Source organism: Hirschia maritima DSM 19733 (genome assembly GCF_000378345.1).
GTDB classification, from domain to species: Bacteria; Pseudomonadota; Alphaproteobacteria; order Caulobacterales; family Hyphomonadaceae; genus Hirschia; species Hirschia maritima.
The window spans coordinates 607677-631469 of sequence record NZ_KB899545.1 but is presented as its reverse complement, the minus strand read 5'-3'; the positions used below and the strand labels follow the sequence as shown (position 1 = coordinate 631469).

The window sequence follows — 23793 nt, the reverse complement described above, 5'->3', positions numbered from 1 at the left end:
TGGCCATGGCTGTTGAGATGTGTAAAGAAGGCCTCATTACTGAAAATGAAGCTGTGCTGCGTTTAGCGCCAGCACAATTAGACCAGCTACTTCACCCAATGATTGACCAAGATGCAAAAGCTGAAGCTGTGGCTGCCGGTCAGGTGTTTGTAAAAGGTCTTCCTGCCTCACCAGGGGCTGCCATTGGTAAGATTGTGTTTGATTCTGATGAGGCTGCTGATGAAGCGGCTAAGGGTGAGAATGTTATTCTTGTTCGTATCGAAACAAGCCCAGAAGATATTCACGGTATGCATGCATCTAAAGCGATTGTGACTGCGCGCGGTGGGATGACATCTCACGCAGCTGTTGTTGCGCGTGGTATGGGACGTCCATGTGTATGTGGTGCTGGTTCTCTGCGTATCAATCAAGAGCTTGGTGAAGTCTCTGTTGCTGGCACGACGCTAAAGCGCGGTGACATTGTGACTGTTGATGGTGCTACAGGTGAAGTCTTTAAAGGCAAAGTTGCCATGATCGAGCCAGATCTTTCTGGTGATTTTGGTAGCATTATGGAATGGGCCGATAAGGCGCGTACATTGTCTATCCGCACAAATGCTGAAACACCTGCTGATGTTGAAGTTGCGAAAAACTTTGGTGCTGAGGGGATCGGTCTTTGTCGCACAGAGCACATGTTCTTTGATGCAGACCGTATTCCAGTTGTGCGGGCGATGATTTTGGCGAGTGATGAGAAGGGGCGTAAAGCGGCTCTTGAGAAATTGCTTCCAATGCAACGTTCAGACTTTGAAGATATCTTCCGCATTATGGGCGATAAGCCGTGCAATATCCGTTTGTTGGATCCACCATTACACGAATTTATGCCGCACTCTGATGAAGAAATGCAGGAAGTTGCAGATCAATCCGGTGTGTCATTGGATAATCTGAAACACCGTGCGTCCGAGTTACATGAAAGCAACCCAATGCTGGGCCATCGTGGATGTCGTTTGGGTGTCACTTACCCAGAGATCTATGAAATGCAGGCGCGCGCAATCTTTGAAGCCGCAGTGAACATTGCAAAAGAAACGGGTGTTGCGCCGGTTCCTGAAGTGATGATTCCACTTGTCGCTACCAAAGATGAAGTGGCATTGATGAGGGCTCGCATTGTCAAAATGGCAGATGCAGTGCTGGGAAGTAGCGATATCAAAATCGATTATCTTGTTGGAACTATGATTGAGCTGCCACGTGCTGCACTACGTGCGGATGATATTGCGCAGGAAGCTGAGTTCTTCTCCTTTGGAACGAATGATCTAACGCAAACAACTTTGGGTATCTCGCGTGATGATGCTGCGCGCTTCCTTGGTGATTATGAAAGCCAAGGCATTTATGAAAAAGACCCATTCGTCACACTTGATATTGAAGGTGTCGGTGAGCTTGTGAAAATTGGTGCTGAGCGTGGTCGTTCAGTTAAGCCTGATCTCAAGATCGGTATCTGTGGTGAGCATGGTGGTGACCCAGCATCGATTGCCTTCTGCCACGGTCTCGGCATGAGCTATGTCTCTTGTTCTCCATACCGTGTGCCTGTTGCAAGACTAGCAGCTGCCCATGCGGCGCTGACATGAGCATAAGTTTTTTGAGTGTTATTTAAACAAAAATATGCCTCCAATGCTGGGAGCAATGGAGGCAAGGAAACTAAGTCGTCATCATTGTTGGGACAGTTACAATGAATCTTATCGACTAAGTAGGAGGTCGGTTCTAGAAATCGTAACCGATGGATAATTTAACAGAAGATCCAAAGATCGGACGACCATTTGGTGCTGTTGGGTTACGAGGGTCTCCTTCAGTAATGCCATCTGAGTCATTCAGGTTATCACCGTGGATTTGGAAGAATACGCCATTGTTGAAGTGGGTTTGAATACCTAGATCGAACTTTTCATATTCAGGAAGTACAACTGTATTTCCGTTATTGCCAAAACGTTCGCCTACCAAAGAAAGTCCACCATAAATTGTCGTTTGGAAACCGCTTCCTTCGATTGTGTAGGAAGGTGAGAAACGTACTTGATAATCTGGTTGACGTAATACTTTGTTTCCAACCACAGCTGCGTTATTGGCAGCAACGATTTCTGTATCTTGGAAAGTGGCTGTAACTCTACCAACAAAGTTTCCAAGTTCAGCGATACCTTCAAGTTCGACACCAAGGGATTCAGTTTCGAAATTTTGGGCACCAGTGCCTCCAACAACATTAAGGAAGTTGGTTGTTTCTGTCATAAATGCAGTAGCATAAACTTGGAATGTACCGTTGTTGAACTTAAGACCAGCTTCAGTTTGATTGATGTCCAGTGTTTGTGGTGATCCACCACGAATGTCATCAAAATCAGGTAGAGTGTAACCGTCAGTGTATCTAACAAAGGTAGCTAAATCATCACTAAAGTCATAGTTCAGAGCAACAGTGTATGATGTTTCTTCTAGGTCTAAAGTAGAGTTTGTATCAATAGTGCCGTCTGCATACCCTGGACCAGTGTCAACAACTGTGTCGATTTCAGCATTCTCGTATCTTAACCCTACATCTAAGCGTAGTGGGTCTATGATTTGCCAACTATCGGCAAGGTAGAATGCTGTTGACGTTGCATCACCACTTTCCACTAGTCCAAAAGAAAAGCCTGCATTCCCCCCAGCATTTGCGATGTCTGTTGGAGTCACACCTGCAAGAGGGGACCCATTATGTGCGTTGTGTACAGCAATTGGATTTCCAAGGTGCCATCTGTCTTTTGTTGACCAAGTGGCTGAATACAATCCGGCTGTTAGATCGTGAGAACCAATGTTTTTACTGATGCTCAAGTCATTGATGAGTGCATCAATATCTTTGAAAACGACCCAGTGTCCGTATGTTTGAACGAAATCAGTGTCGGATAGCGTTTGACCTGCTGTCGTTTGGACTGGACCGGTAACGATTGGCGTGGCTCCGGATGTTAGGGCACCCGCTTGCACAGCTGTTCCGGCTGCAACAAATCCTAGAGTGTCTACACTGGCTTTAGTGTACGTAAATTTGTCTCTCAGTGTGAAGCCATTGCCAAGATCTATTTCTGCGCTTCCGCCTGCAACGGTGCCATCAAATCCACGACCATCAGCAAAATCGAAAGTTTCTGTATCACCCGCAGCATTTACAGTGATTTCTCTGAAACGAGTTTCGTTTCCAAGTTGTATGAATGTGCCTGGGTCAAATCCACCATTGAGGTTGAATGGAACGTGCCAAGGTGTGTGGTCATTGGTTGTGCGAACGAAGAAGTTGAGATCACCATTGGACAGTTCTTTGGTAAGGTTCAATGTGAACTGGTGGCCTTCTTCAGATTGGAATTGAGTGTCTCTAATGCCTTTGGATGAAGAAACATATCCACCTATCATATAGTATAGGTCATCTGAAATTTCGCCGCTTAAAACACCGTCTACTCTTTGAAGGCCGTAGTCGGACGTTGTGTATTTAAAGCGTCCTTCAGTTTCCGGTCCACCTTCTTTAAGGTTGAAGTTTACTGTTAGGCCGGGCTCACCCTTACCAAAAATAGCATTTGGTCCACCTCTTAGGCCTTCTACACCGGCAATCGTTTCATCAACGCGGAAGAGTACGGATTGGTCCATAAAGGACAGCATGTTTGTACCGTAGATGGGAGACCCGTTGATTGTGAATAACACAAATGGAGAGTCGCTTCCGCCCGGTAGTCCGCGCACGTCAATGTTTGCACCACCAGCACCACCATTGCTTTCTGACCAAACTCCCGGAATGATCTTCAATAGATCAGAAGCATTTTGTGGTGAGAGCCGTGCAATGTCATCTTCAGATACTGCAGTAACAGCAAAACTTGCATCCTGACGGGATGTGCCGGCGCCGCCAGGAGTGCCAATAACAATAATTGTTTCTTGAAAGCTTTGATCTTCAGTCGTGGCTTCTTGCTCTTGTGCTGTTGCGATTGAAGTAAAGCCGAATAGGGCAGTGGTTGCGATCAGTGATGCTGCAAACTTAGATTGGCTAGTTTTCACGTTATCCTCCCAGATAAATATCAGTATTTATGATCTGTGTTGAGGGGCGATTGGTTCTCGCCCTGACTGCTATTTAAGGTGCGCAAGTTCAAAAGTGCAATCGATTGCGCAACATAATTATGATTTAACCCTCGTATTTTCTAGATGAGCGCAATATTAGTAACTTTGTTGCAACAATAGGCGTTATTTTTGCGCAAACTTGCGCAGTTTTATTTTAGCGCTCCACACGACGACCGTATCATAAGCTCTGTGTTGAGCGTTTCAGATTCTACGGATTCTCCATTCATGACTTTGAAAAGTTTTGAAACGAGTGCGTCGGCAGCTAAGTCTATGTCTTGGTGGATTGTTGTAAGAGATGGAGAAGAGCTTGATGCCATCATGATGTTATCATATCCAACGATGGATATGTCGTCAGGAATACGGAAGCCTAATTCTTGAACCGCGCGCATCGCGGAAATAGCAATGACGTCTGTAGCGGCAAATATGGCATCATGCCAAAGTCCATTGCTGAGTAGGTCCTTTGTGGTCTCATAAGCTGATTGAGCGTCAAAGGATGTCGCAACTGTTAAAGTGTTTGCTCCGTGGTTCAATCGTTTAAAGGCATCCACACATCCTTCATGTCGCAATCCAATTTCAGTGTGTCTAACATCTCCTAGAAAAACAATTCGTTTTCGGCCTAATTTGAAAAGATGTTCTCCGACAATTTTTCCACCCTCTCTGTTGTCTGTTCCCACTGCTGCATAATTTTGGTTTTCCAAATGGGCACCCCAAACCACAAATTTTGCTCCTGTTTCAGCGTGATTATTGAAGAGTTCTGGTGTTCTACCTTGACCAATAAATATTGTGCCGTCGGGTTCAAATGCAGATGTTGCGGTTCTGGCATCGTCTGTCCACGGAAGGAAGCGAGACAATAGAAGATCATAACCGCGGCTAGAAAGATTGTCGGCAATGGAAGCTATAAGCTCACTGAAAAAAGGGTCTGAAAAGTGTTGTTTATTGTTATCAGAAATAGGGATAACAACTTTAATGGTGTTGCTCTTTTGGGTGCGTAATGCGCGAGCTCTAGTGTTTATCTTATAGCCTGTACTCTCAACGATCTCCTTAATCCGGTCCTTGGTTTCCTGGGAAACGCGATTGCTACCAGTGAGAGCTCTAGAAACGGTAGATTCTGCAACCCCAGCGATTCGAGCAATGTCAGACATGGTGATTGTTGATTTGTTGTTCATAAGCTTCTCTCTAGAGGTTAAAAGGGAGCAATCGAATAGAGAGCTCCCTTTAGCTTTAGGCTACACTCCCTTTAATAATATTGAACTAAATGGAGGTAAAACCAAACTGTTCAGTTCAATGTGTCCAGCATTGGGAGTGTTGATCTGGGTATATGTTCCAGATGGTAGGTCTGTTGATTGTTGTTCGTTAGAAAGGTTGAAGAAACACATTACTATGCTTTCATTCCATTCTCGTTTAAATGCAAGAATCGGATCAGGTGTGTTCAAGAATTCAATATCACCATGGATAAGTTCTGGGGTGTTTTTCCGTATATACGTCAATGCCTTGAATGCATTTAGAGTCGAATTCGGATCCTTGGATTGCTGGGATACGGCTAATTCTGCATGGGAATGAGGCACAGGTAACCAAGGTTCAATCTCGCTAAAACCCGCATTGGTTTGATCACTCTCCCATGGAATTGGGGTTCGGCATCCGTCGCGACCTAAGCTATCTGGCCAGAAACGAATACCTTCTGGGTCTTGTAATTTTTCAAAGGGAACTTCAGCTTGAGGAAGTCCTAATTCCTCACCTTGATACACAAAAATAGTGCCTTTCAGGCAGAGGAGCAGGTTAAGCAACATGCCCCCAAATTCTGGCGTTGCATTCTCTTCTCCCCATCTTGTTAAAGAGCGAACTACATCATGGTTTGAGAAAGACCAGCTTGGCCATGAAGTATCGCTTGTCCAACTTTCGAGTGCATCTCTAATTAGTTTAGGGGTGAGGGGGCCATTTTCTAAAAGCATGAAATTGTAAGCCGTGTGGAGACGACCAGTTTCACAATATTCGCTGCTTCTTTCAATATAGGAATCGCTTCCAATTTCTGCGACCGTCATTTTGTTAGGATAAGAGTCTGTCAGCGCTCTTATATCTTCCATAAACTTCAAGTTTTCTGGCTGACTGCGGTCATAAAGGTGTCGTTGATGCCAATATGGTCGCGCAAATCCACCCTGTTCAGACTTGGGAGGGTTATCGCGCAGTTTTTGGTTGTGAAAATAGAAATTAGCAACATCCAATCTGAACCCATCGACGCCTTTTTCAAGCCAAAATTTAGCAATATCCAATATTTCCTTTTGAACCTCAGGATTGTGAAAATTCAAATCCGGTTGTTCGGTTAGAAAATTGTGCATGTAGTATTGTTGGCGACGTGAATCCCACGACCATGCTTGGCCGCCAAATAAAGAGATCCAATTATTTGGAGGCCCGCCATCTGGTCTCGCATCAGCCCAAATGTACCAGTCAGACTTGTCATTGTCTTTTGATTTTCGGCTTTCTTTAAACCAAGGGTGTTGATCAGATGTGTGGGAGTAAACTTGGTCGACAATAACTTTTAGATCAAGAGAATGTGCCTCAGTGATAAGTTTGTCGAAATCTTCCATGTTTCCGAAAACTGGATCGATATCTCTATAATCCGAGACATCATATCCGAAATCTTTCATAGGAGACTTAAAGAATGGGGACACCCATACTCCATCAACTCCAAGTTCTTTCAGGTAGGAAAGCTTTTGACGAATACCTTCTAAGTCTCCAACACCATCATTATTTGAGTCATAAAAACTTCTAGGGTAAATTTGATAAATTACGCCGCCTCGCCACCAATCCATTTTGAAATTCCTGTGTCTAAAATTAGTTTCGAAGCTGAGTATGCAGCAAAAAAAAGGATTGCGCAATCGATTGCGCTATCGTATCGTACATAAAACGCAAAAGATGTTGCGATTAAATAAATTCAAGGGGAGTTGATACATTGCGCAAGTTTGCCATTCTGGGAATTATGTTTTCCGCCTATTTTCTGTTTGGGATTCTGCTAAACAGCGTCGGCACGGTAATTTTACAATCTGTAGCGTCTTTTGGCATTCAAAAGTCTGAAGCTAGTGTTTTGGAGGGTTTTAAAGACTTACCAATTGCTATTGTGTCTTTTTTTATTGCATCTCGAATTCCCGTATGGGGATTTAATCGATCTTTAGCATTGGCGTTTGCGCTCGTTTCTTTGGGGGCATTTGTTATATGGCTGTGGCCATCCTTCAGCACCACGAAAGTTATGTTTGCACTTACTGGTGTAAGTTTTGCCTTCATCAAAGTATCGGTTTACTCCCTAATCGGCCGACTCTCTCAAAATACTAGTGAACACGCAAGCCTTATGAATTTTACAGAAGGGGTGTTCATGCTCGGCGTTTTGAGCGGCTATTGGATGTTTAGCTTCTTTATAGATTCTGCAAATCCAGCATCATATAGTTGGCTCAATGTGTATCCAGTTCTAGGTGCCATTGGTTTGGCAATGGTTCTGTTTTCCTTGATTATAAAAATGCCAAAGGAAGAAGTAGAACCATCAACAGACAAAATTGCTAACGATTTCAAGAAAATGTTGGAATTGCTTTATTTGCCCCTCGTCTTGGTTTTCTTGATATCGGCATTTTTATACGTCTTAATAGAGCAGGGTATTGGGACGTGGCTTCCCACTTTCAACAATGAAGTTTTGCATTTGCCACATGCTATGAGCGTTCAAGCAACAAGCATTTTCGCTTTAGCGTTAGCAGCTGGAAGGTTTGGTGCAGGTGGATTATTAAAAATCATAAATTGGTATCCACTACTGAACTTTTGCATCCTTGCAATTGTAGCCCTAATTCTCATTACAATGCCTCTAGCGAAATCCACGCAGGCCAATGAAGCTATAAATTGGTTGAATGCTCCTTTGGCTGCATATCTTTTCCCTTTGATTGGTTTGTTTATGGCTCCAATATATCCAGCAATAAACTCTGTGGTGTTAAGTGCGCTGCCCGGAAAGTCTCAATCGACAATGTCTGGGCTTATTGTTGTGTTTTCTGCGTTGGGCGGAACATTTGGTTCTCTCATAATTGGTCAAATATTTGAAAAAATTGGGGGTATCAACGCATTCTACTGTGTTGTGATTCCAACTCTAGCACTGGTCTGTAGCGTCTTTTTCTTGAGACGGTTGAATAAAACACAGGTAGATCTTAAATCGATCTAGATTAGATCCAGCATACAGATTTGCAACGCCTACTCACGATTGTAACCAATGCCGCGTCGGTATTTTTGTTGTCCACTCACTTTCGTTTATGTAATGATTATTTTAGCACTGCTAGGGCAACTATTCGCCCAAAGTGGAAATTCAAAAATTGTCTTTATTGTATATCAAGTTGTATTTCTTTGCGTTGTGAACGTCTCGTCTGACAAAAAGGCCAATTATGATGCGCGCTGCCCACTATTTGATAGATTCTTCGACTGAACAACAAGTATCAGTTTTACCTATCACACAGGCAACGGCTGCTACGTTCAAAGACTTATATTTTCGTCAAACTTCATTATTCTTTATTCAACAGGGTGAAAAGCGAGTTGAGAACTCCCCCCTAGACAGTGTTGTATGCAAGGAAGGTGATCTGTTAATTTGTCCTTCTGGCGTAATGTTAACAATTGAGAACAAGCCCAAAGTAGACCAATCATATCGTGCAATAGGCATTTCATACTCACAGGATCTAATTGAAAGCGTTTTTACTGGTACGCAATATACAGCACCTTCTGATGAGCTCCAGCATGTGCCTTCTACACCTCATGCCCCCCAAAGAGTACTGGACGTGTTGATAACTACACTGAAGCAAGAAGACCTACCGCAAAGCATACTACACCATAGATTGATCGAGCCACTTATTTGGTTGAAGAGTATCGGTATTGTGCTGCCAACAAAATTTCAAAACCAGCCAAATAGCAAAGTTCGAAAACTAATCGAAACGGACTTAACCTTTGAATGGAGGGCCGCAGAAGTTGCTAAACATTTCTCTATGAGTGAAGCAACATTTAGAAGGTGGCTTGGGCCTTCCGGAAAAGGGTTTGCAAAAATTCTTCTTGATGCTCGTCTGGAATGCGGGCTGATTTTATTACAAACAACTTCAAAAAACATCTCCGAAATCGCATTAGAATCTGGCTTTAAAACTCCGTCTCACTTTTCAGATTCTTTTCGAAAAAGATTTAAAATCAGCCCAAAAGAGATAAGGATGTCATTATTTTGACCGAAATTCGATATTATTTGAATGAAATTCGGAAGACCTCAGATTAAAAAAACTAGTATTGAGAGAGTAGTCACTTAATCAATACAAGGAAAAATTTGATATGAAGTCTTTAGTAGCAAGTGCCTGTGTGTCCCTCATCGCTTTAACAAACTGTGCCGCGTCAGCTGAAGAATTAAAACTATTCAGCACAGACATAGAAGAAGGCAAGCAGCTGGCTTCCGAACAGGTCTTTGAAGGTTTTGGTTGTAGTGGAGGAAATTTAGCTCCGTCAATATCTTGGTCTGGTGTGCCAAAGAATACTAAGAGCTTCGCTATTACTGTGTATGACCCTGATGCGCCAACAGGTTCTGGTTGGTGGCATTGGTTTGCCTTCAATATCCCGGCTGATGTTTCATCCTTAAAAAGCGGTAATGAGCTCCCTAAGAATGTCATCGAGCTATCGAATGATTATGGCTCCAAGGGGTTTGGTGGTGCATGTCCCCCTGTAGGTGAGGTCCACCGTTACCAGTTTACTATTCATGCTTTAGATACGATGTTGGAGATGGACGGCACAGTCAGCAATGCCTTAGCAGGCTATATGGTGAATGCAAATAGCATAGCATCATCTACCATCACTGCAGTCTATACACGCTAATAACATGCATTAACGCCATACTAAAACGAATAAAGCGTTTGTTGGATTAATCCAACAATCGCTTTTATTTACATAAATGTTCATCAGACCGTTTGGGGCCGAGGCCGCAAAAAGACTTAGCGACAGTTTTCATAATGTCGTGATTTTAGTTCATGAGTTTCCTTAAATTAAGGTACTCACCTTCTCGATGAGGGGGAGCGGCACCGAAGATGGAGATCATTCTCTTCAGATTGTAAGCCAAAATTTGTAAACTCATCTTTGTTTTGATATTTTCAGTGTTTTGGTAGGAAAATGGTGCGTCCCCATCTGTGATTTGATCGTGCCAAATGGATGCTCGGCATCTTCAACACTCTGTACATTATAACCCATAACATTTGTCCCGTTCCCAGATGAAGCCATAGCGCGAGCATCTGGATCAATGGTTGGTATTGGAAGATCCGATGCTGCTTCAACTTGCTTTTTCTATTTCGCGCAACACGACTATTTTCTTGCGCAGTGTGTCTGAAAAATGGGTATAAACTCAGCGAATTAGGGCAGGGGACTTCGTTGGAATCTCGTTTTGGTGATCCGAACAGCTTGCTCCCAACTACAAAAATAGTCTAACTTGTGGAAACTATGATGCCAAGGATGCCTCGTGCCACTTCGCTTAGAACATCATGACTTTGCTTTTATTGAACCCTTGATTCTCGAGTGCGGTTTGAACAAATCTCGCTTGCTTGAAGAATTGCAACTACCGGCGTCCCTTTTCAATTCCGCGGAAAACAACACACTGGTTATTATGGAATATAATCGGCTTTTGCGTTGCCTGGTAGAAGCTTCAGACGATGAAACTTGTAAAGGGTCATCTAGGCAAATCATGGTTGGTACCACCCCGTTTCTTGTTGGCAGCGTTTCCGAAGGTACTGCCTTAAAGGACGTCTTTCATAGATTAGCGGAGGGGTACAATGTTGCGCATGGAGGCTCATACAATAGTATTAGCATGACTGCGAAGCGCCTTGTTTACAAGATTGACGACACGGATTTTCCTTACACAACTTCGAGATTTCAAGGCCTTAGTAATGCGTTCATTGAAAGCATATTGTTTTCACTTCACTGCTTGTTCGAAAAACTGACGGGTGCGTCGCTAGCTAACCGGATTATTAAAATTACAACCAAGAGAAGTCCAACCCAAGATCCAGGTGCTTTTCTAAACTATATGCGGGCTCGTATTGAATTTAACGCTGAAACGTACAGCATCGAGTATGATGGCCGAATTGCTGATCTCGAGGTCAAACAAATAGATGAGAACGCTTATCTCAGTATTTTTGACGCAGTCCAACATGGCGACGTGCATCATCAAGCGAGGTCCTGGTCTGAACTCGTTTTACAAGCGTTAGAGGCAGGTCCACAAGATCAACAAATTGTTGCGTCCAACCTTGGAGTCAGTTTGGCAACACTGCGCCGACGACTCGCAGATGAAAATGTCGGGTTTCGTGACTTACGATCTCGAATGCTGCAAACTCGAGCTCAGCGGTTCTTAAGAGCGGGGGAAACACCAACATCAGTTGCTATGTCCCTCGGTTATTCAGATGTACGCAGCTTTTCACGCGCCTTTAAAAACTGGGTAGGGATGACGCCTGCGGCGTATCAAAAGCAATTGCAAAGCACTTGATGAATGCCCCATGTAGAATGTTTGTTGCCTACATTTGAGCGATTTTGTTACCTATCGAAGATCGTTTTCGTCATGGCCAATATGGTTCAGTGATTGGTATCTAGAATGTAATTCCGACGTTAGCTCGGAGACATTCGGGAGAGAAAACAGATGAGCCGTAAGCCTTATGCCAGAGAGATCAAGGACAAATCAAGAGTTGTCAACTTTTGGATAGGAGCCTCAATTATAGCCCTTTCCAGCCTAGCACATCCAGCAATGGCTCAAGAAAAAACTTTAGTAGAAGAAAAAGCAGATGAAGGTCGTCTAGATACAGTCGTCGTAACCGCTCGTCGACGCGCTGAATCACTGCAAGAGGTCCCCATCGCGGTCTCCGCTTTCGGTGAAGGGCGAATCTCTGATTTGCAAGCGGATGACGTTTCGGGCCTGCAATACGTAACACCGAACTTCTATTTTGATGAGGGCGACGCGTCAAACGCGGTTGTTTATCTTCGCGGGGTTGGGCAGAATGACAGTCTCGCTTTCGCGGATGCAGGTGTTGGCGTCTACGTAGACGATGTATTCATTGCGCGCTCACAGGCTGCCTTTTTAGAGCTTTTCGACGTCGAACGGGTGGAAGTACTTCGAGGCCCTCAGGGAACACTATATGGCCGGAACACAATTGGGGGGGCCGTAAAGTTTGTCTCCAAGCGACCAACGGATACGCCGGAGGCATATGCCGAAATTGGATTTGGTAACTTTAACTCAGTTATTGCAAAAGGGCGACTTAGCGGTCCGCTTATAGCGGGGCGTGTTTATGCAAAAGGGGCGTTTGCATTTTCCGAGCGCGACGGATTCAATACCAATGTCTTTACAGAACGAGATGATGGTGACGTCAACAGTCTTTCCGGCCGTGCCGGCCTCTACTTCACTCCGAATGATAGTTTTGACTTTGATATTACGTTGGATGTTCGCCGGGACCGACCTGATACCTCACGTAATCCATCGCGTCGAACATCCGTAACGGGCATTCCTGACCCTAACGGTGCTCCGGCCACACTGCAAACATTTGCTGCTTCTCAAGATCCTTTTCAAGTCGGCGTAAATGCCGGGGGATTGTCCAACATCGATGCTTATGGCGTGACCGTGCGTGCGAGTTTAGACGCCACAGAGGCCTGGACCCTCGAGTCAATCACATCGTATCGTAGCTTCGATTTTGAATTGAACTTGGACACGGACGGATCTCCTCTGAAACTGCTAGATGTATATCTAAATCAAGAACAATCTCAGTTCAGCCAAGAACTAAGAGCTGCTTACGACAATCGGGGGAGGCTTACTTTTACGGGCGGGCTCTATTATTTCCATGATGATGATTTAACGCTCAGCGGTGTTGATAATTTGTCAGCAGCTTTATTCGGGTTCCCGGTCACAGTCTTTGGTTTGGCCACGTCATCACTTGCTGACACAAATCAGATCACCGATTCATACGCAGTGTTTGGAGATCTCTCTTATGATCTAAGCGATCGCCTAAGTCTTGGCTTGGGAGCACGTTATACGATTGAGAATAAAGAGTCCTCTCGCCGTTTTGAGAACTATTTCGATCCGGCCGTATCGGTTATTGAAGACACACCTTCTTTCTTGAGCGGTGTTGGGACGCCGGGTGTTGTTATTCAGGGCGAAGATGATTTTGAAGCCTTCACGCCGAGAGTGTCGCTTTCGTACAAAGCGACCGAAGATCTATTGATCTATGGGTCTGCATCACGCGGGTTTAAGAGCGGCGGGTTTTCAGGGCGCGCCAATAGCGACTTTGGGTTTCAGCCATTTGCACCCGAATTCGTATGGGCATATGAAGCGGGCGCAAAATCGAGCTGGTATGATGGTCATCTCGTTGCCAATGCTGCATACTTTTTCAACGACTATACCGATATCCAGGTAACTTCTTTCGGTGCAGACCCAGTATCTGGTGTCTTCGTAGACTTGTTTACAAATGCGGCTGCTGCAACAATTCAAGGGCTAGAGTTGGAGCTACTTGCGAAGCCTGCAGACGGCTTGACCTTGTCTATGTCTCTTGGCTTACTTGACGCCCAGTATGACGAGTTTGAAATTCTAGTCGGCGGGGTCAGAACAGACGTAAGTGATCGCGATCTTGTAAACACGCCTGAGGTCAGTGGAAGCTTTGCTGCAACCTATGAATTTGACCTTGGTCCCTCCTTGAAAGCTACATTGCATGGAGATTTAGCTTATCGCGACTCTTATGCGAACGAGGTCACAGACTCAACAAACCTTCGACAGGATGCGTATTGGCTGTCTAACGCATTTGCATCTGTCAAGACTCCTGACAATCGCTGGGAAGTAAGAGCAGGTATCCGCAATATTGGGGATGAGAGCATACTTGTTCAGGGGTTTAATTTGGCCGCTTTCCCAGGTGTCGAAACCGGTTTTTATGGCGCACCGCGAACATATGATCTGCGTTTGATCTATCGCTTTTAAGCCTGTCAATTAGGAATTAGCTATGAGTACGTGGAGTATCGTGTGGGAAGCAGAGCCAGTTCTGCGTTCTAGCACAGATGACTTGTTGACTGCGGGGTTAGGGTTTAGTGGATTAAGGTCTTCGGATTTGCCCGAGAACGCTACGCCCAGAATGGCGGCGATCCACAAAGACATCAGAGATCTTGTCAATGTTTCGAGCGACGATCATTTCCTCTCAAATGCATTCGAAAAAGTTGAAGGATGGGAGCATGTTTGCCTCCTTAAGCTTGAGGGATGGGCGCATGCTTTTACAGTCAAATTACTTATCCCGAAAGCATTTGACACCGACCGTCCTACGCTTATCGTTGCGCCGTCATCGGGATCGAGGGGTGTAACAGGTGCGATCGGAGATGTAGGGGCTTGGGCACTTTCGTCCGGGTGTGCAGTAGCGCTTTGCGATAAAGGAACAGGCGGCGTTCAAATACTAAACCCCGATACTTGCTTTGCTCCAAACTTTGAGCCGATCGCTGACCAAGACTCGCCAACAAACTTTCGGCTACCTAAATCCTCAGCACTCAAGCGATTCAGCAAGTCCAACTCTGACGTTATTGCCCTGAAGCATGCTCATAGCGAAGATAATATTGAAGCATCTTGGCCGGATTCGGTCATCGCGGCTGCTGAGTACTCTATTGCGCGAATAACTGGTCGCAATAATCGGTCAATAAGCATTCAAGGGTGCGATGAGTTAGCGGTGATCGCTGCAGGTGTTTCAAACGGTGGCGGAGCGGTTTTGAAGGCGATGGAAAAAGACGACCGCGGGTGTTTAGACGGTGTTGTTGCTCTTGAGCCCAACGTTACACCGTGCTCTCGAGATCCTTTCCAAGTCATTGTCGGCGATCGGCTGCTTCAGCAGCCTGGAAGGTCGCTCCTCGATTATTCCACGGCAATGAACTTACTTGTTCCTGCCGCTCTTTTGGCTCCAGACCTCCGCAATAGCCCCTTCGCAGCAGTCAACTTGTCCAATGAAACGCGGTTGGAGAATTGGTCTAGAGAACTTGGAAGACGTCATGTTTTATCCGGACGAACGTCTTGTGAGCGGGCTGAAGACGCCTTGTCAAAAATACATATGGTTGGGTTCTTATCCCAATCAGATCATCTCTTGCACGCTATGTCTTTCATGCAGGTTTGGCCGTCCGTCAGTCACACATTCGTTTGTGCCAACGGACGTTATCCCGTTCACTCAGATCCCATCGGTGCTTCCGTCCATCTCGCTAAAACCGATGAGTTGGGGCAACAACTAGACTGCCTTGGGCCAGAGACACCAGAGACGATCCGCTTCTATAGCGCACTTAGTGGGGGGCTTTCCCCCGGTGGCGGGGCCTTAACAATCTATAGAAATCGCGATATACATCCAAGTTTGGAAGATGCGATCGAGCTAAGAAGACTTGCAACAAAAGGAGGGTTTTCTGGTCGCCGCGTTCGCGCGGGTGCAAAAGAAACCTTCGCCAATGCTCACGGTAAAGAGAAGCCAACTATCATTATTCATGGGCGATGTGATTCATTGATATCCGTTGACCATTCGTCTCGCGCTTATGTAGCCTCCTTGTTCGCCTCAGGAACAAATACCAAGCATTTGAGATATTACGAACATGAATCGGGGCAACACTTCGATGCATTGTTGGTAATGCCGGAACTTTCATCTCGTTACACATCGCTTTTGCCAGCGTTTTTTGAAGCACTGACTGTAGCGCGACAACACTTGTTTTCAGGTTCTACGTTGCCACCAAGCCAGGTCCTAAGAACCTTACGGGCCGAGGCAACAAGTAGCAGTGATGTGCCAGTGCTCACTGATAATCCCGGCGAAAATGAAATTACCAATCGAGCTAATCAACTCAGGATTCCTGCGTAAACCGAGACTTTTGTAAAACTTTGTGACGCTTGTTTGGTGGCAGAATTTTTGTTCATTTTGAGCATAACGGCGAGGGCACCAGGTTCTATAAGTGTTGTAGAGCAAGATGATAAATCCCATCCCAACAAAGAAGATAAGATTTTGAAGGAAGTTGCTAGTGCTATGCGCTTTTTATCTACAAACGCTACAGCTGAATAATAGAGCTACATGATCGAGAGATGCACCATGACCATACCGTTCTCTGTTTAGAGTATGTCCAAAAATGTCTCTTCTAATTCTTTCGTCTATGCCCGCAGAAAGCATCCGATCTTCAAAAGAATGTCTTAACGAATACATAGAGTGTTGAGGAGATTCTAGGAGCCCGTTATCTTTAAGAAATTTATTGATTGTCGCACTCGGTGCAGACTGTTTTTTATATCTAGGGAACCCATCAGGAAATTCTCTAAAAACTTCAAGAGAAACGCCAGTTAAAGGGATTTTTCGACGAGAATGGGGCGTTTTGAGTTGTCGACCGTTAGGCTCAATAGATATATGGGGAATTGCTGTATCCAAAAATATAGTTTGTCGAGTCAGTGTCGCACCTTCTGAGGGACGATAACCTGTATTGATCATCCCAATTAGGAGACCTCTTGCTTCATCGTTGAGGTGCAAGAGGGCACCGTTTGCAAGAATGTTGTTCTTTATCCAGCTAACGCTGAAAGGAGGACGCGTGTTCTTTTCTCCCTGTTTAAAAGAAAGCTCTCCAAGAGGCAATTCAAGATTCAGGCGTTTCATGCTGTTGATGGTTTTTAAGACATCCCCAATATGTATTAGGTCCTTATTGGCACTGTTTGCGGTGACTTCCCCCGTTTGAATTCTTTCTAGCCAAAATTGCCGAAAATCGAGCATATCGTCTCGAGTGATCTCACTTAATTTTTTGTCTCCGATTTCATTAACTAGGTTTTTAATCGCTTTTATTCTTGGGTTTCTCCATCGTCTGCATTGATCTGCATTTTTACCGATGGTTTTTTCTTTCGAGAGTTCCCAATACAGCTCGAGCGCTTGTGTAATTGAAAAGCTGGGTTTTTCTACAGTACCTAAAAGGGCTTTTGCTTCAATTGCGTCGGGCTCACCTTGCTTTGGCTTGATTGAGCTATTCTATCTAACAAATTCTCTAGAGGCAGTTTTGAGACTGCACTGACATCCATATAGCTAAAGCCACGTATGTTAGCTAATTCCCGTGCTGCATCATATCTTTCTTGGGCATGATCAGAGGAACCTGCGAGCTTGGCTTCCCATGATTGAAGAAGCTCTTCCCAAGCATCTACCGCTTTTCTTTTTGCAATGCTCTGTGAATCTGTATGAAGGCTGATCCAAATAGTTTCTCGAGATTCAACTGCTTTATAACGTTTGGGGACTCTGCGCCTTAATTGATAGGTGTTTGTGCGTTTAACAATAGTCACAGTTCGAATCCCCCAATGTGCAGCAAAATGTGTAGCAAAATGTGCAGCAAATTTCGGAACTTTTGCATTCTGAAGTCTCTCAGATGCATTAGGAAGTTGAAATTAAAGGATATTATTTTCTTGAAGATTGTCCATATGGCGGAGAAGGAGGGATTCGAACCCCCGGAACCCGCAAAGGCTCAACGGTTTTCAAGACCGCCGCATTCGACCACTCTGCCACTTCTCCGAGGCGCTGTTCATACATAAACTAAATTTATTTGCAAAGGGAAATCTTACTTTTTTTTCGAAAAAAATTGAATGTTCCAGTTCTTGTTAATCATAAAAGCCTTCAAATCATGGGAATTCGCACATTTTGGCGGTTCTGCGCATTAACCTGAGTTCCTAAAATTTGATATTCTGTTGTTAAGGTAAACAGCTAAGTAACCATAATTGTTAGGAAATTTGGCGCTTTAGTTAACCAATAATCCAGTTTCATTTGATAGTTTGTTCTCATACCCGCCAAAAGAGCGGAGGGCTTGAGGAAAAAATTCCCGGGCTCACCTTTTAAAACAAAGGGAAGACCAGACCCATGGCAAAAGCCACTTTATCTCAAAACGCCCAGCGTTTTGTTAAAATGAAATATGTTGCGCTTAGCGCAGTAGGAATCGCTTCTTTAGCAGTTGCTCCGCAAGCAGCCGCTCAAAGTCAGGCAGGAGCACCAATAACTTTTGCAGGTGCTTCATCTCAATATACTCAATATGCTTCTGCACCTGTTCAGTCGACTCGCGTTCAGGGCGGTGGAAAGCGCGTTGAGTTCAGATATCCAGATCAACCTAACATGTCATACGGTGCCAATGGTGCAACAAGGCTTTCAGCCGGTGCCCAGCCGATGGCGTTTTCTTCTTCGAAAAGTGCTGTAACTCTTGAACAAGCACAGAAGATTTCTGGAGCGACCTATATACCGCCGCGCGACCCAGCGCTGACAGCAGGGGCCTTTGATGCCCGTGCCACAGCAGCTAGAGTGGCATCCAAAGTAGGGCGCTCAGCAAAACAAACAGCATCGAATATTTCACATAAAGTCGCCGCAAAAGTATCTCAGAAAATGAGAATGCCTACAAGTAAACAGGTGAGGGCACGTGGAGTTACTTTGGCTTCTGCGCCACCTAAAGGTTTTGCTGAACAAAAAATCGGCGCACCTTATGAAGTAGCGGGGCGCTGGTATGTTCCTTTTGCTGAACCAAATTATGATGAAGTGGGTGTGGGCTCATGGTATGGGCCGCAATTTCACGGAAAACTGTCCGCTGTAGGTGAAGTATTTGATCAAGACGCGCTGACTGCGGCGCACCCAACACTTCCAATTCCAAGCTTGGCTCGAGTCACAAACCTCGAAAACGGGCGTAGCATAGTCGTGCGTATCAATGATCGTGGTCCATTTGTAGATGATCGGATAATCGATCTTTCAAAACAATCAGCCACTGTGCTTGGTTATAAAGACAATGGAACGGCAAAAGTTCGAGTTCAGTATATGGGGTTTGCTCCAGAAGCTCACAACACTGTACCTGCCAAATATGTAGACGAAGCACGTCGCACTCTTGCTAAGGGGCGTTCATCACAGCGATCAGCACCTTTGATGAAAGCAAGTTATAAAACTGAGAACCCAGTCAAAAGAATGCTGGCTGCACTTCCTCAGTCCCCGCGTCGAGCTGTTTCTCAAAATGAATTTGTTCTTCAAGCTGGTGTATTTGGAGATCTAGGAAACGCCCATGCCCTTCGTGCTAAATTGCACGATTACGGCAGAGTGTCAGTCAAAGAAGTTCGAATCAACGGTCGTGACTTATTTAAGGTTTATGTTGGGAATTGGTCTTCCCGCCAACAGGCCTCTAAGGTGAAGTCGCAGCTCGCTGGTCGAGGTTTTGAAACGATGATTGTGTCTAACTAGGCAGATTTTCGACAAAACTTATACTTCTTTCAGCCGGAAACATTGACGTTTCCGGCTGAACTGATTTTGTGTGCCTAATTGCTGCTCAATTGGTCAGCTATCCTTCTGGAGATAATACCAGATGAGAACGAGGTAACACATGCGCTCTATTTCTTCCTTTTTAGCTGCTACGTCCCTTCTAGCCATGAGCTCACTTGCTGCTGATGCTGATGTTTTGAATACTAAAGCTGATTACGCATATATTATGGACGCGGATACAGGCTTGGGCCTCTATTCCAAGGATGGTGAAGTTCCGCTCATCCCTGCTTCAATGACGAAGATTATGACGGCATACATCGTGTTTGAACGTATACGGGATGGTCGTCTATCATTGGAAGATGAGTTTGTTGTTTCCGAGAGAGCTTGGCGCGAAGGTGGTGCTGCTTCGGGTGGTTCAACAATGTTTCTTGAGTTGGGATCTAAAGTAAGCGTTGCTGATCTTTTGCGAGGAATTATAATACAATCAGGAAATGATGCGTGTATTGTTGTTGCTGAAAACATAAGTGGTTCTCAAGAAGCCTTTGCGGAAGAAATGACGCGTCGCGCACATGAGCTGGGTCTTGATAGTGCAAGCTTTGAAAACGCAACCGGGCTCTATTCAGATAATCATCGAATTAGCGCCGCAGACTTAGCAAAACTGGCTTATCTAACAATCACGGATTTTCCTGAGTTTTATTCTATTTACAATGAGAAAGAATTTACTTGGAACGGAATACGCCAACCCAATAGAAACCCCCTTTTAGGAGAAGTAAAAGGTGCTGATGGACTAAAAACGGGCCATCTAGACATTTCCGGCTATGGGTTAGTTGGTTCAGCTGTTAGAGATGGAAAACGACGTATCATCGTCTTGAATGGTATGGAGAGTAAAGCTGATAGAGCGTCAGAAGCTAGACGTGTGATGAGAGCTGCCTTCGTAGATTTTAAGATTGTTGAAGTGGTGCAACATGACCAAATCGTTGGTGAAGTCGATGTTTTTCTAGGTTCTAAGAAAACGGCTAAACTAAAGGCTACAGAATTGATGAAGGCTGCACTGCACGCTGACAGCATTCGCGATATCAAAGTTGAAGTTGTTTATGATGGACCGTTAAAAGCGCCATTGATTGAAGGTGATGTTGTTGGGAAAATTATCGTGTCAGGTCCAGGTATGAAGGATGTGGTGTCTGACGCTGTCTTAGCGGAAACAGTCGACAAGATGGGGTTCTTTCAACGAGTGCTCGTGGGAATGGGGATTGGTGGATAATTCATGCAGAACGGTCGGTTTGTCACTCTTGAGGGCGGTGAAGGAGTAGGAAAATCTACTCTTGCTCAGCTTTTGAAAGTGCGGCTTTCAGAACATGGTATTAATGTCGTTTTAACCCGAGAACCCGGTGGCTCGATCGGTGGTGAAGAGATACGGTCTTTGGTATTAAATCCTAAGAGTGACGATGGTTGGAGTGCGCTCACGCAGACTTTACTTTTTTTTGCGGCCAGATCGGATCATCTGGACAAAATAATAGCGCCTGCATTGAAACGTGGTGATTGGGTGATTTGTGACCGCTTTACTGATTCAACACGCGCATATCAACAAGTAGCCGGCGGTGTGTCTTCTGAGATAATAGAGCAATTGGATCAGATAAGTGTTGGAGACGTTCAGCCTGATATGACATTGATCTTGGACATGCCCGTTGAAGATGCTGTTAAACGTAGAGAAGCTAGAAATGGCCCGATGGATGCTTTTGAAAGCAAACCCTTAAGCTTCCATAAAAGTGTCAGAGAAGCATTCAGAAACTTAGGTGAAACATATTCGACACGTTGTCATGTTTTGGATGCAGGACAATCACCTGATGAAGTTTTGAACCAAGCACTTAAAATTATAGATGAGCGGTTTGATTTACATTGAGTGAGGTACAAAAATATTCATTCGGTCCAGTCTATGGTCACGAAACAGCAAAAGCCGAGCTTGAGGATGCATTGTCTACTAACCGGATGCACCATGGTTGGATGTTTAAAGGTCCAAGGGGCATTGGGAAATTTAGACTAGCCATGCAATTTGCTGCGGCCATTCTGTCTGGAAAAAGCAATTCACTAAACGTAGATGATTCAGACCATATAGCGCATTTGATGCTGAATGATTCTCATCCGGATTTACGCATAATTCAACGTCCATTCGACGATAAAGGGAAACAAAAAGCAGAGATACCTGTTTCCTCGTTACGAGAATTGATCAAGTTTTTCTCACTCCGGCCAGCTATGGGTGGATGGCGTGTTGCTATTATTGATTCACTCGATGAACTCAACAGAAATGGTGAAAATGCTATTTTGAAGACTCTGGAAGAGCCTCCTCCCAAGTGTCTCATCATTCTCGTGGTACACGGTGAAGCACAAGTGTTACCAACGATCCGTAGTCGTTGTCGCGTATTGAGGATGGACCTGTTAGATCAATCCAATGGACAACATGCCTTGGAAAAGATTGGTTTATCTCCAGATGAGGCAAAAGATACTCTGAGTTATGCTCCAGGTCGACCGGGTATTGCCTTAAAATTGAAATCACCTGATGCAAGACAAGCAGCCCGAATTGCAAAATCGGCAGCTTCACGACCTTCAGGTATAGATTTTAAACAATTGTCTGAAGTCATCTCTAGTGCGTCGAAGTCGCCAGAGGCATTTGATGCAGCGTTTAGTTCTTTATGCAGTGTTGCCTATGCAGCAGCAAAAAAAACAGACAGTGCTATAGCAGCCGGTGCGTGGGCCCAAACTCATGAAAGTCTGATAGCTCTGGCGGCCGAAACAAAGGCACTGAACCAAGATAAATCTCAAGCGGTGGCAAATGCCATCATGCAAATTCAAAGAACAGGACGCCAAGTTAGTCGATGACCCTTAATTTGTTTGATAGCCACATCAATTTGCATGGTGAACAATATGATGATGACCGCGACGAAGTTTTGGTCCGTGCCCGAGAATTGGGAGTGAACCGATTTATATCTATATGCGATAAAATGGATAATTTTTCTAAGATCCGAGAGTTTACTGGTTGTCATGACGACATGTGGTGCTCAGTGGGAGTTCATCCGCATTATGCGAAAGATTATTTAGATCTGACGTCTGATGAACTCGTCGAGTTGGCTCAAGACCCCAAAGTCTGCGGTATCGGTGAAACTGGGCTCGATCTACACTATGGATATAGTGAAATTGAATTGCAGGAATCTAGCTTCAGAAAACACATTGCAGCAGCAAGAGAGACGAACTTACCCCTCATCGTTCATAGCCGTGAGGCTGACGAATTGATGGGGAATATTCTAGAAGAAGAAATGCACAAAGGTAGATTCCAACCTCTTATGCATTGCTACACTTCGGGAGTGGAGTTAGCTAAACGTGCAATTGACCTGGATGCTTATTTTTCAGTATCTGGAATTTTATCTTTCAAAAAAGCTAATGATGTTCGTGCGGTAGCGGAGATAATGCCGCTAGACAGAATTATCTTAGAAACAGATTGTCCTTACCTTGCGCCTACGCCTTATCGTGGACGACGCAATGAGCCTGGTTATCTTGTAGATGTGTGTAGAGCTTTTGCAGAGTTGCGAGGTCTTACTATGGAGGAGGCAGCGCAATTGACCACAGAGAATTGTATGCGGCTGTTTGGGCGGGTAACGTAAAATGGGGAATGATCGATTACAGCTCAGAATACTCGGATGTGGCTCATCCGGCGGTGTACCTCGCATAAATGGTGATTGGGGTGCCTGTGACCCCACTGAACCAAAAAATAGGCGTTTGCGTTGCTCTGTATTGGTTCGCAGGTGGCAAAGTGGTGGCATCGAGCCTACCCAAGTTTTAATTGATACCTCGCCAGATATGCGAGAACAATTGCTGGCAGCTGAAGTGAAAAAATTAGACGCAGTTGTCTATACTCATGATCATGCCGATCAATCTCACGGAATAGATGATTTAAGAGCCATCGCATATTCAAATAAAATGCGATTACCAGTGTTTATGGACAAACCGACCGCGGCGTCCTTGATGGACCGTTTTGCTTATTGTTTTCATGGGGCGGGAGGCTACCCATCAATTTTGGATGGCAGTAACTGTATCGAGATTGGAAAAATTCTGTCGATCGATGGTGATGGAGGTAAATTGGAACTGCTCCCTGTGTATCAGCAGCACGGACGAATCAGATCTTTAGGGTTTAGGATGGGACCAATCGCTTATTGCAATGATACTATGGATTTGCCTGAGGAAACATTGAACGCACTCAGCGGTGTAGATACTTTTATTGTTGATGCATTGAGATACAGTGAGCATCCGTCTCACGCGCATTTGGACATGGCTCTTGGGTGGATAGAGCGCATAAAACCTAAGCAGGCGATCCTTACAAATCTGCATATAGATATGGATTATCGGACTTTGTGTGCTGAACTTCCGCAGAATGTAGTTCCAGCATTTGATGGGATGGAAATAGACGCTGAGCTTTAGTAATAACTTATAAGGTTAGCAT

At 44.8% G+C, this 23793-nt stretch carries 18 protein-coding genes, 1 tRNA gene and 1 pseudogene; 13 read left to right on the top strand and 7 right to left on the bottom strand.

What is annotated here, in order from left to right; all coding sequences use genetic code 11:
* The coding region (locus F551_RS0108330; RefSeq protein ID WP_018997040.1) for a putative PEP-binding protein at positions 1-1592 on the top strand (1592 nt) is incomplete at its 5' end.
* Between the two features lie 133 nt (positions 1593-1725).
* Here the strand turns inward: F551_RS0108330 and F551_RS0108325 are convergent.
* The 3 genes from F551_RS0108325 to F551_RS0108315 all read right to left on the bottom strand — a co-directional run bounded on the left by F551_RS0108325 (position 1726) and on the right by F551_RS0108315 (position 6869).
* Positions 1726-4002: a TonB-dependent siderophore receptor gene (locus F551_RS0108325; RefSeq protein WP_018997039.1), complete on the bottom strand. Its 2277-nt coding sequence runs from the start codon at positions 4000-4002 to the stop codon at positions 1726-1728.
* A gap of 209 nt (positions 4003-4211) precedes the next feature.
* Positions 4212-5228, bottom strand: a complete 1017-nt coding sequence (locus tag F551_RS0108320; RefSeq protein ID WP_018997038.1) for a LacI family DNA-binding transcriptional regulator — start codon at positions 5226-5228, stop codon at positions 4212-4214.
* A gap of 60 nt (positions 5229-5288) precedes the next feature.
* Complete coding sequence (locus F551_RS0108315; RefSeq protein ID WP_018997037.1) at positions 5289-6869, bottom strand: alpha-glucosidase family protein; 1581 nt, start codon at positions 6867-6869, stop codon at positions 5289-5291.
* Between the two features lie 140 nt (positions 6870-7009).
* On the opposite strand from F551_RS0108315, the gene F551_RS0108310 reads away from it, so the two are divergent.
* The 3 genes from F551_RS0108310 to F551_RS0108300 all read left to right on the top strand — a co-directional run bounded on the left by F551_RS0108310 (position 7010) and on the right by F551_RS0108300 (position 9921).
* Positions 7010-8251, top strand: a complete 1242-nt coding sequence (locus F551_RS0108310; RefSeq protein ID WP_018997036.1) for an MFS transporter — start codon at positions 7010-7012, stop codon at positions 8249-8251.
* 217 nt (positions 8252-8468) lie between these two features.
* Positions 8469-9287 (top strand): helix-turn-helix transcriptional regulator, encoded by an 819-nt coding sequence (locus tag F551_RS0108305; RefSeq protein ID WP_018997035.1) that lies wholly within the window; start codon positions 8469-8471, stop codon positions 9285-9287.
* Between the two features lie 100 nt (positions 9288-9387).
* A complete protein-coding gene (locus F551_RS0108300; protein WP_018997034.1) occupies positions 9388-9921 on the top strand; it encodes a YbhB/YbcL family Raf kinase inhibitor-like protein in 534 nt (177 codons plus the stop codon).
* 145 nt (positions 9922-10066) lie between these two features.
* Here the strand turns inward: F551_RS0108300 and F551_RS17510 are convergent.
* Positions 10067-10266 (bottom strand): annotated as a pseudogene (locus F551_RS17510) (hypothetical protein); the annotation flags it as partial.
* 352 nt (positions 10267-10618) lie between these two features.
* On the opposite strand from F551_RS17510, the gene F551_RS0108295 reads away from it, so the two are divergent.
* The 3 genes from F551_RS0108295 to F551_RS0108285 all read left to right on the top strand — a co-directional run bounded on the left by F551_RS0108295 (position 10619) and on the right by F551_RS0108285 (position 15926).
* The gene (locus F551_RS0108295; RefSeq protein ID WP_169334129.1) at positions 10619-11572 is read left to right on the top strand and encodes a helix-turn-helix domain-containing protein; all 954 of its coding nucleotides are present in this window, start codon (positions 10619-10621) and stop codon (positions 11570-11572) included.
* Positions 11573-11722: 150 nt separating this feature from the next.
* Positions 11723-14038, top strand: coding sequence for a TonB-dependent receptor (locus F551_RS0108290; protein ID WP_018997032.1), 2316 nt, complete (start codon positions 11723-11725; stop codon positions 14036-14038).
* A 22-nt stretch (positions 14039-14060) separates the two neighbouring features.
* A complete protein-coding gene (locus F551_RS0108285; protein WP_081621169.1) occupies positions 14061-15926 on the top strand; it encodes a 3-hydroxybutyrate oligomer hydrolase family protein in 1866 nt (621 codons plus the stop codon).
* A 171-nt stretch (positions 15927-16097) separates the two neighbouring features.
* On the opposite strand, the gene F551_RS17505 is transcribed toward F551_RS0108285, so the two are convergent.
* From F551_RS17505 to F551_RS0108275, 3 genes are all read right to left on the bottom strand, one after another.
* Positions 16098-16700 carry a site-specific integrase gene (locus F551_RS17505; protein WP_233355226.1) on the bottom strand — a complete coding sequence of 201 codons (603 nt, stop codon included), beginning with the start codon at positions 16698-16700 and terminating at the stop codon, positions 16098-16100.
* Between the two features lie 302 nt (positions 16701-17002).
* Positions 17003-17368 carry a DUF6538 domain-containing protein gene (locus F551_RS17500; RefSeq protein ID WP_233355225.1) on the bottom strand — a complete coding sequence of 122 codons (366 nt, stop codon included), beginning with the start codon at positions 17366-17368 and terminating at the stop codon, positions 17003-17005.
* 136 nt (positions 17369-17504) lie between these two features.
* A tRNA-Ser gene (locus F551_RS0108275) sits at positions 17505-17594 on the bottom strand.
* A gap of 342 nt (positions 17595-17936) precedes the next feature.
* On the opposite strand from F551_RS0108275, the gene F551_RS17495 reads away from it, so the two are divergent.
* The 6 genes from F551_RS17495 to F551_RS0108245 all read left to right on the top strand — a co-directional run bounded on the left by F551_RS17495 (position 17937) and on the right by F551_RS0108245 (position 23771).
* Positions 17937-19286, top strand: coding sequence for a septal ring lytic transglycosylase RlpA family protein (locus F551_RS17495; RefSeq protein ID WP_018997030.1), 1350 nt, complete (start codon positions 17937-17939; stop codon positions 19284-19286).
* 139 nt (positions 19287-19425) lie between these two features.
* Entirely contained in the window at positions 19426-20565 is a 1140-nt protein-coding gene (locus F551_RS0108265; protein WP_018997029.1) for a D-alanyl-D-alanine carboxypeptidase family protein, read from the top strand.
* Positions 20566-20568: 3 nt separating this feature from the next.
* On the top strand, positions 20569-21204 hold the full coding sequence (gene tmk / locus F551_RS0108260) for a dTMP kinase (RefSeq protein WP_018997028.1): 636 nt from the start codon (positions 20569-20571) through the stop codon (positions 21202-21204).
* Entirely contained in the window at positions 21201-22178 is a 978-nt protein-coding gene (locus tag F551_RS0108255) for a hypothetical protein (RefSeq protein WP_018997027.1), read from the top strand. Before tmk ends, F551_RS0108255 begins: the two co-directional genes overlap by 4 nt.
* Positions 22175-22957: a TatD family hydrolase gene (locus tag F551_RS0108250; protein WP_018997026.1), complete on the top strand. Its 783-nt coding sequence runs from the start codon at positions 22175-22177 to the stop codon at positions 22955-22957. Before F551_RS0108255 ends, F551_RS0108250 begins: the two co-directional genes overlap by 4 nt.
* 1 nt (position 22958) lies before the next feature.
* Complete coding sequence (locus F551_RS0108245; RefSeq protein ID WP_018997025.1) at positions 22959-23771, top strand: MBL fold metallo-hydrolase; 813 nt, start codon at positions 22959-22961, stop codon at positions 23769-23771.
* Positions 23772-23793: the final 22 nt, after the last annotated feature.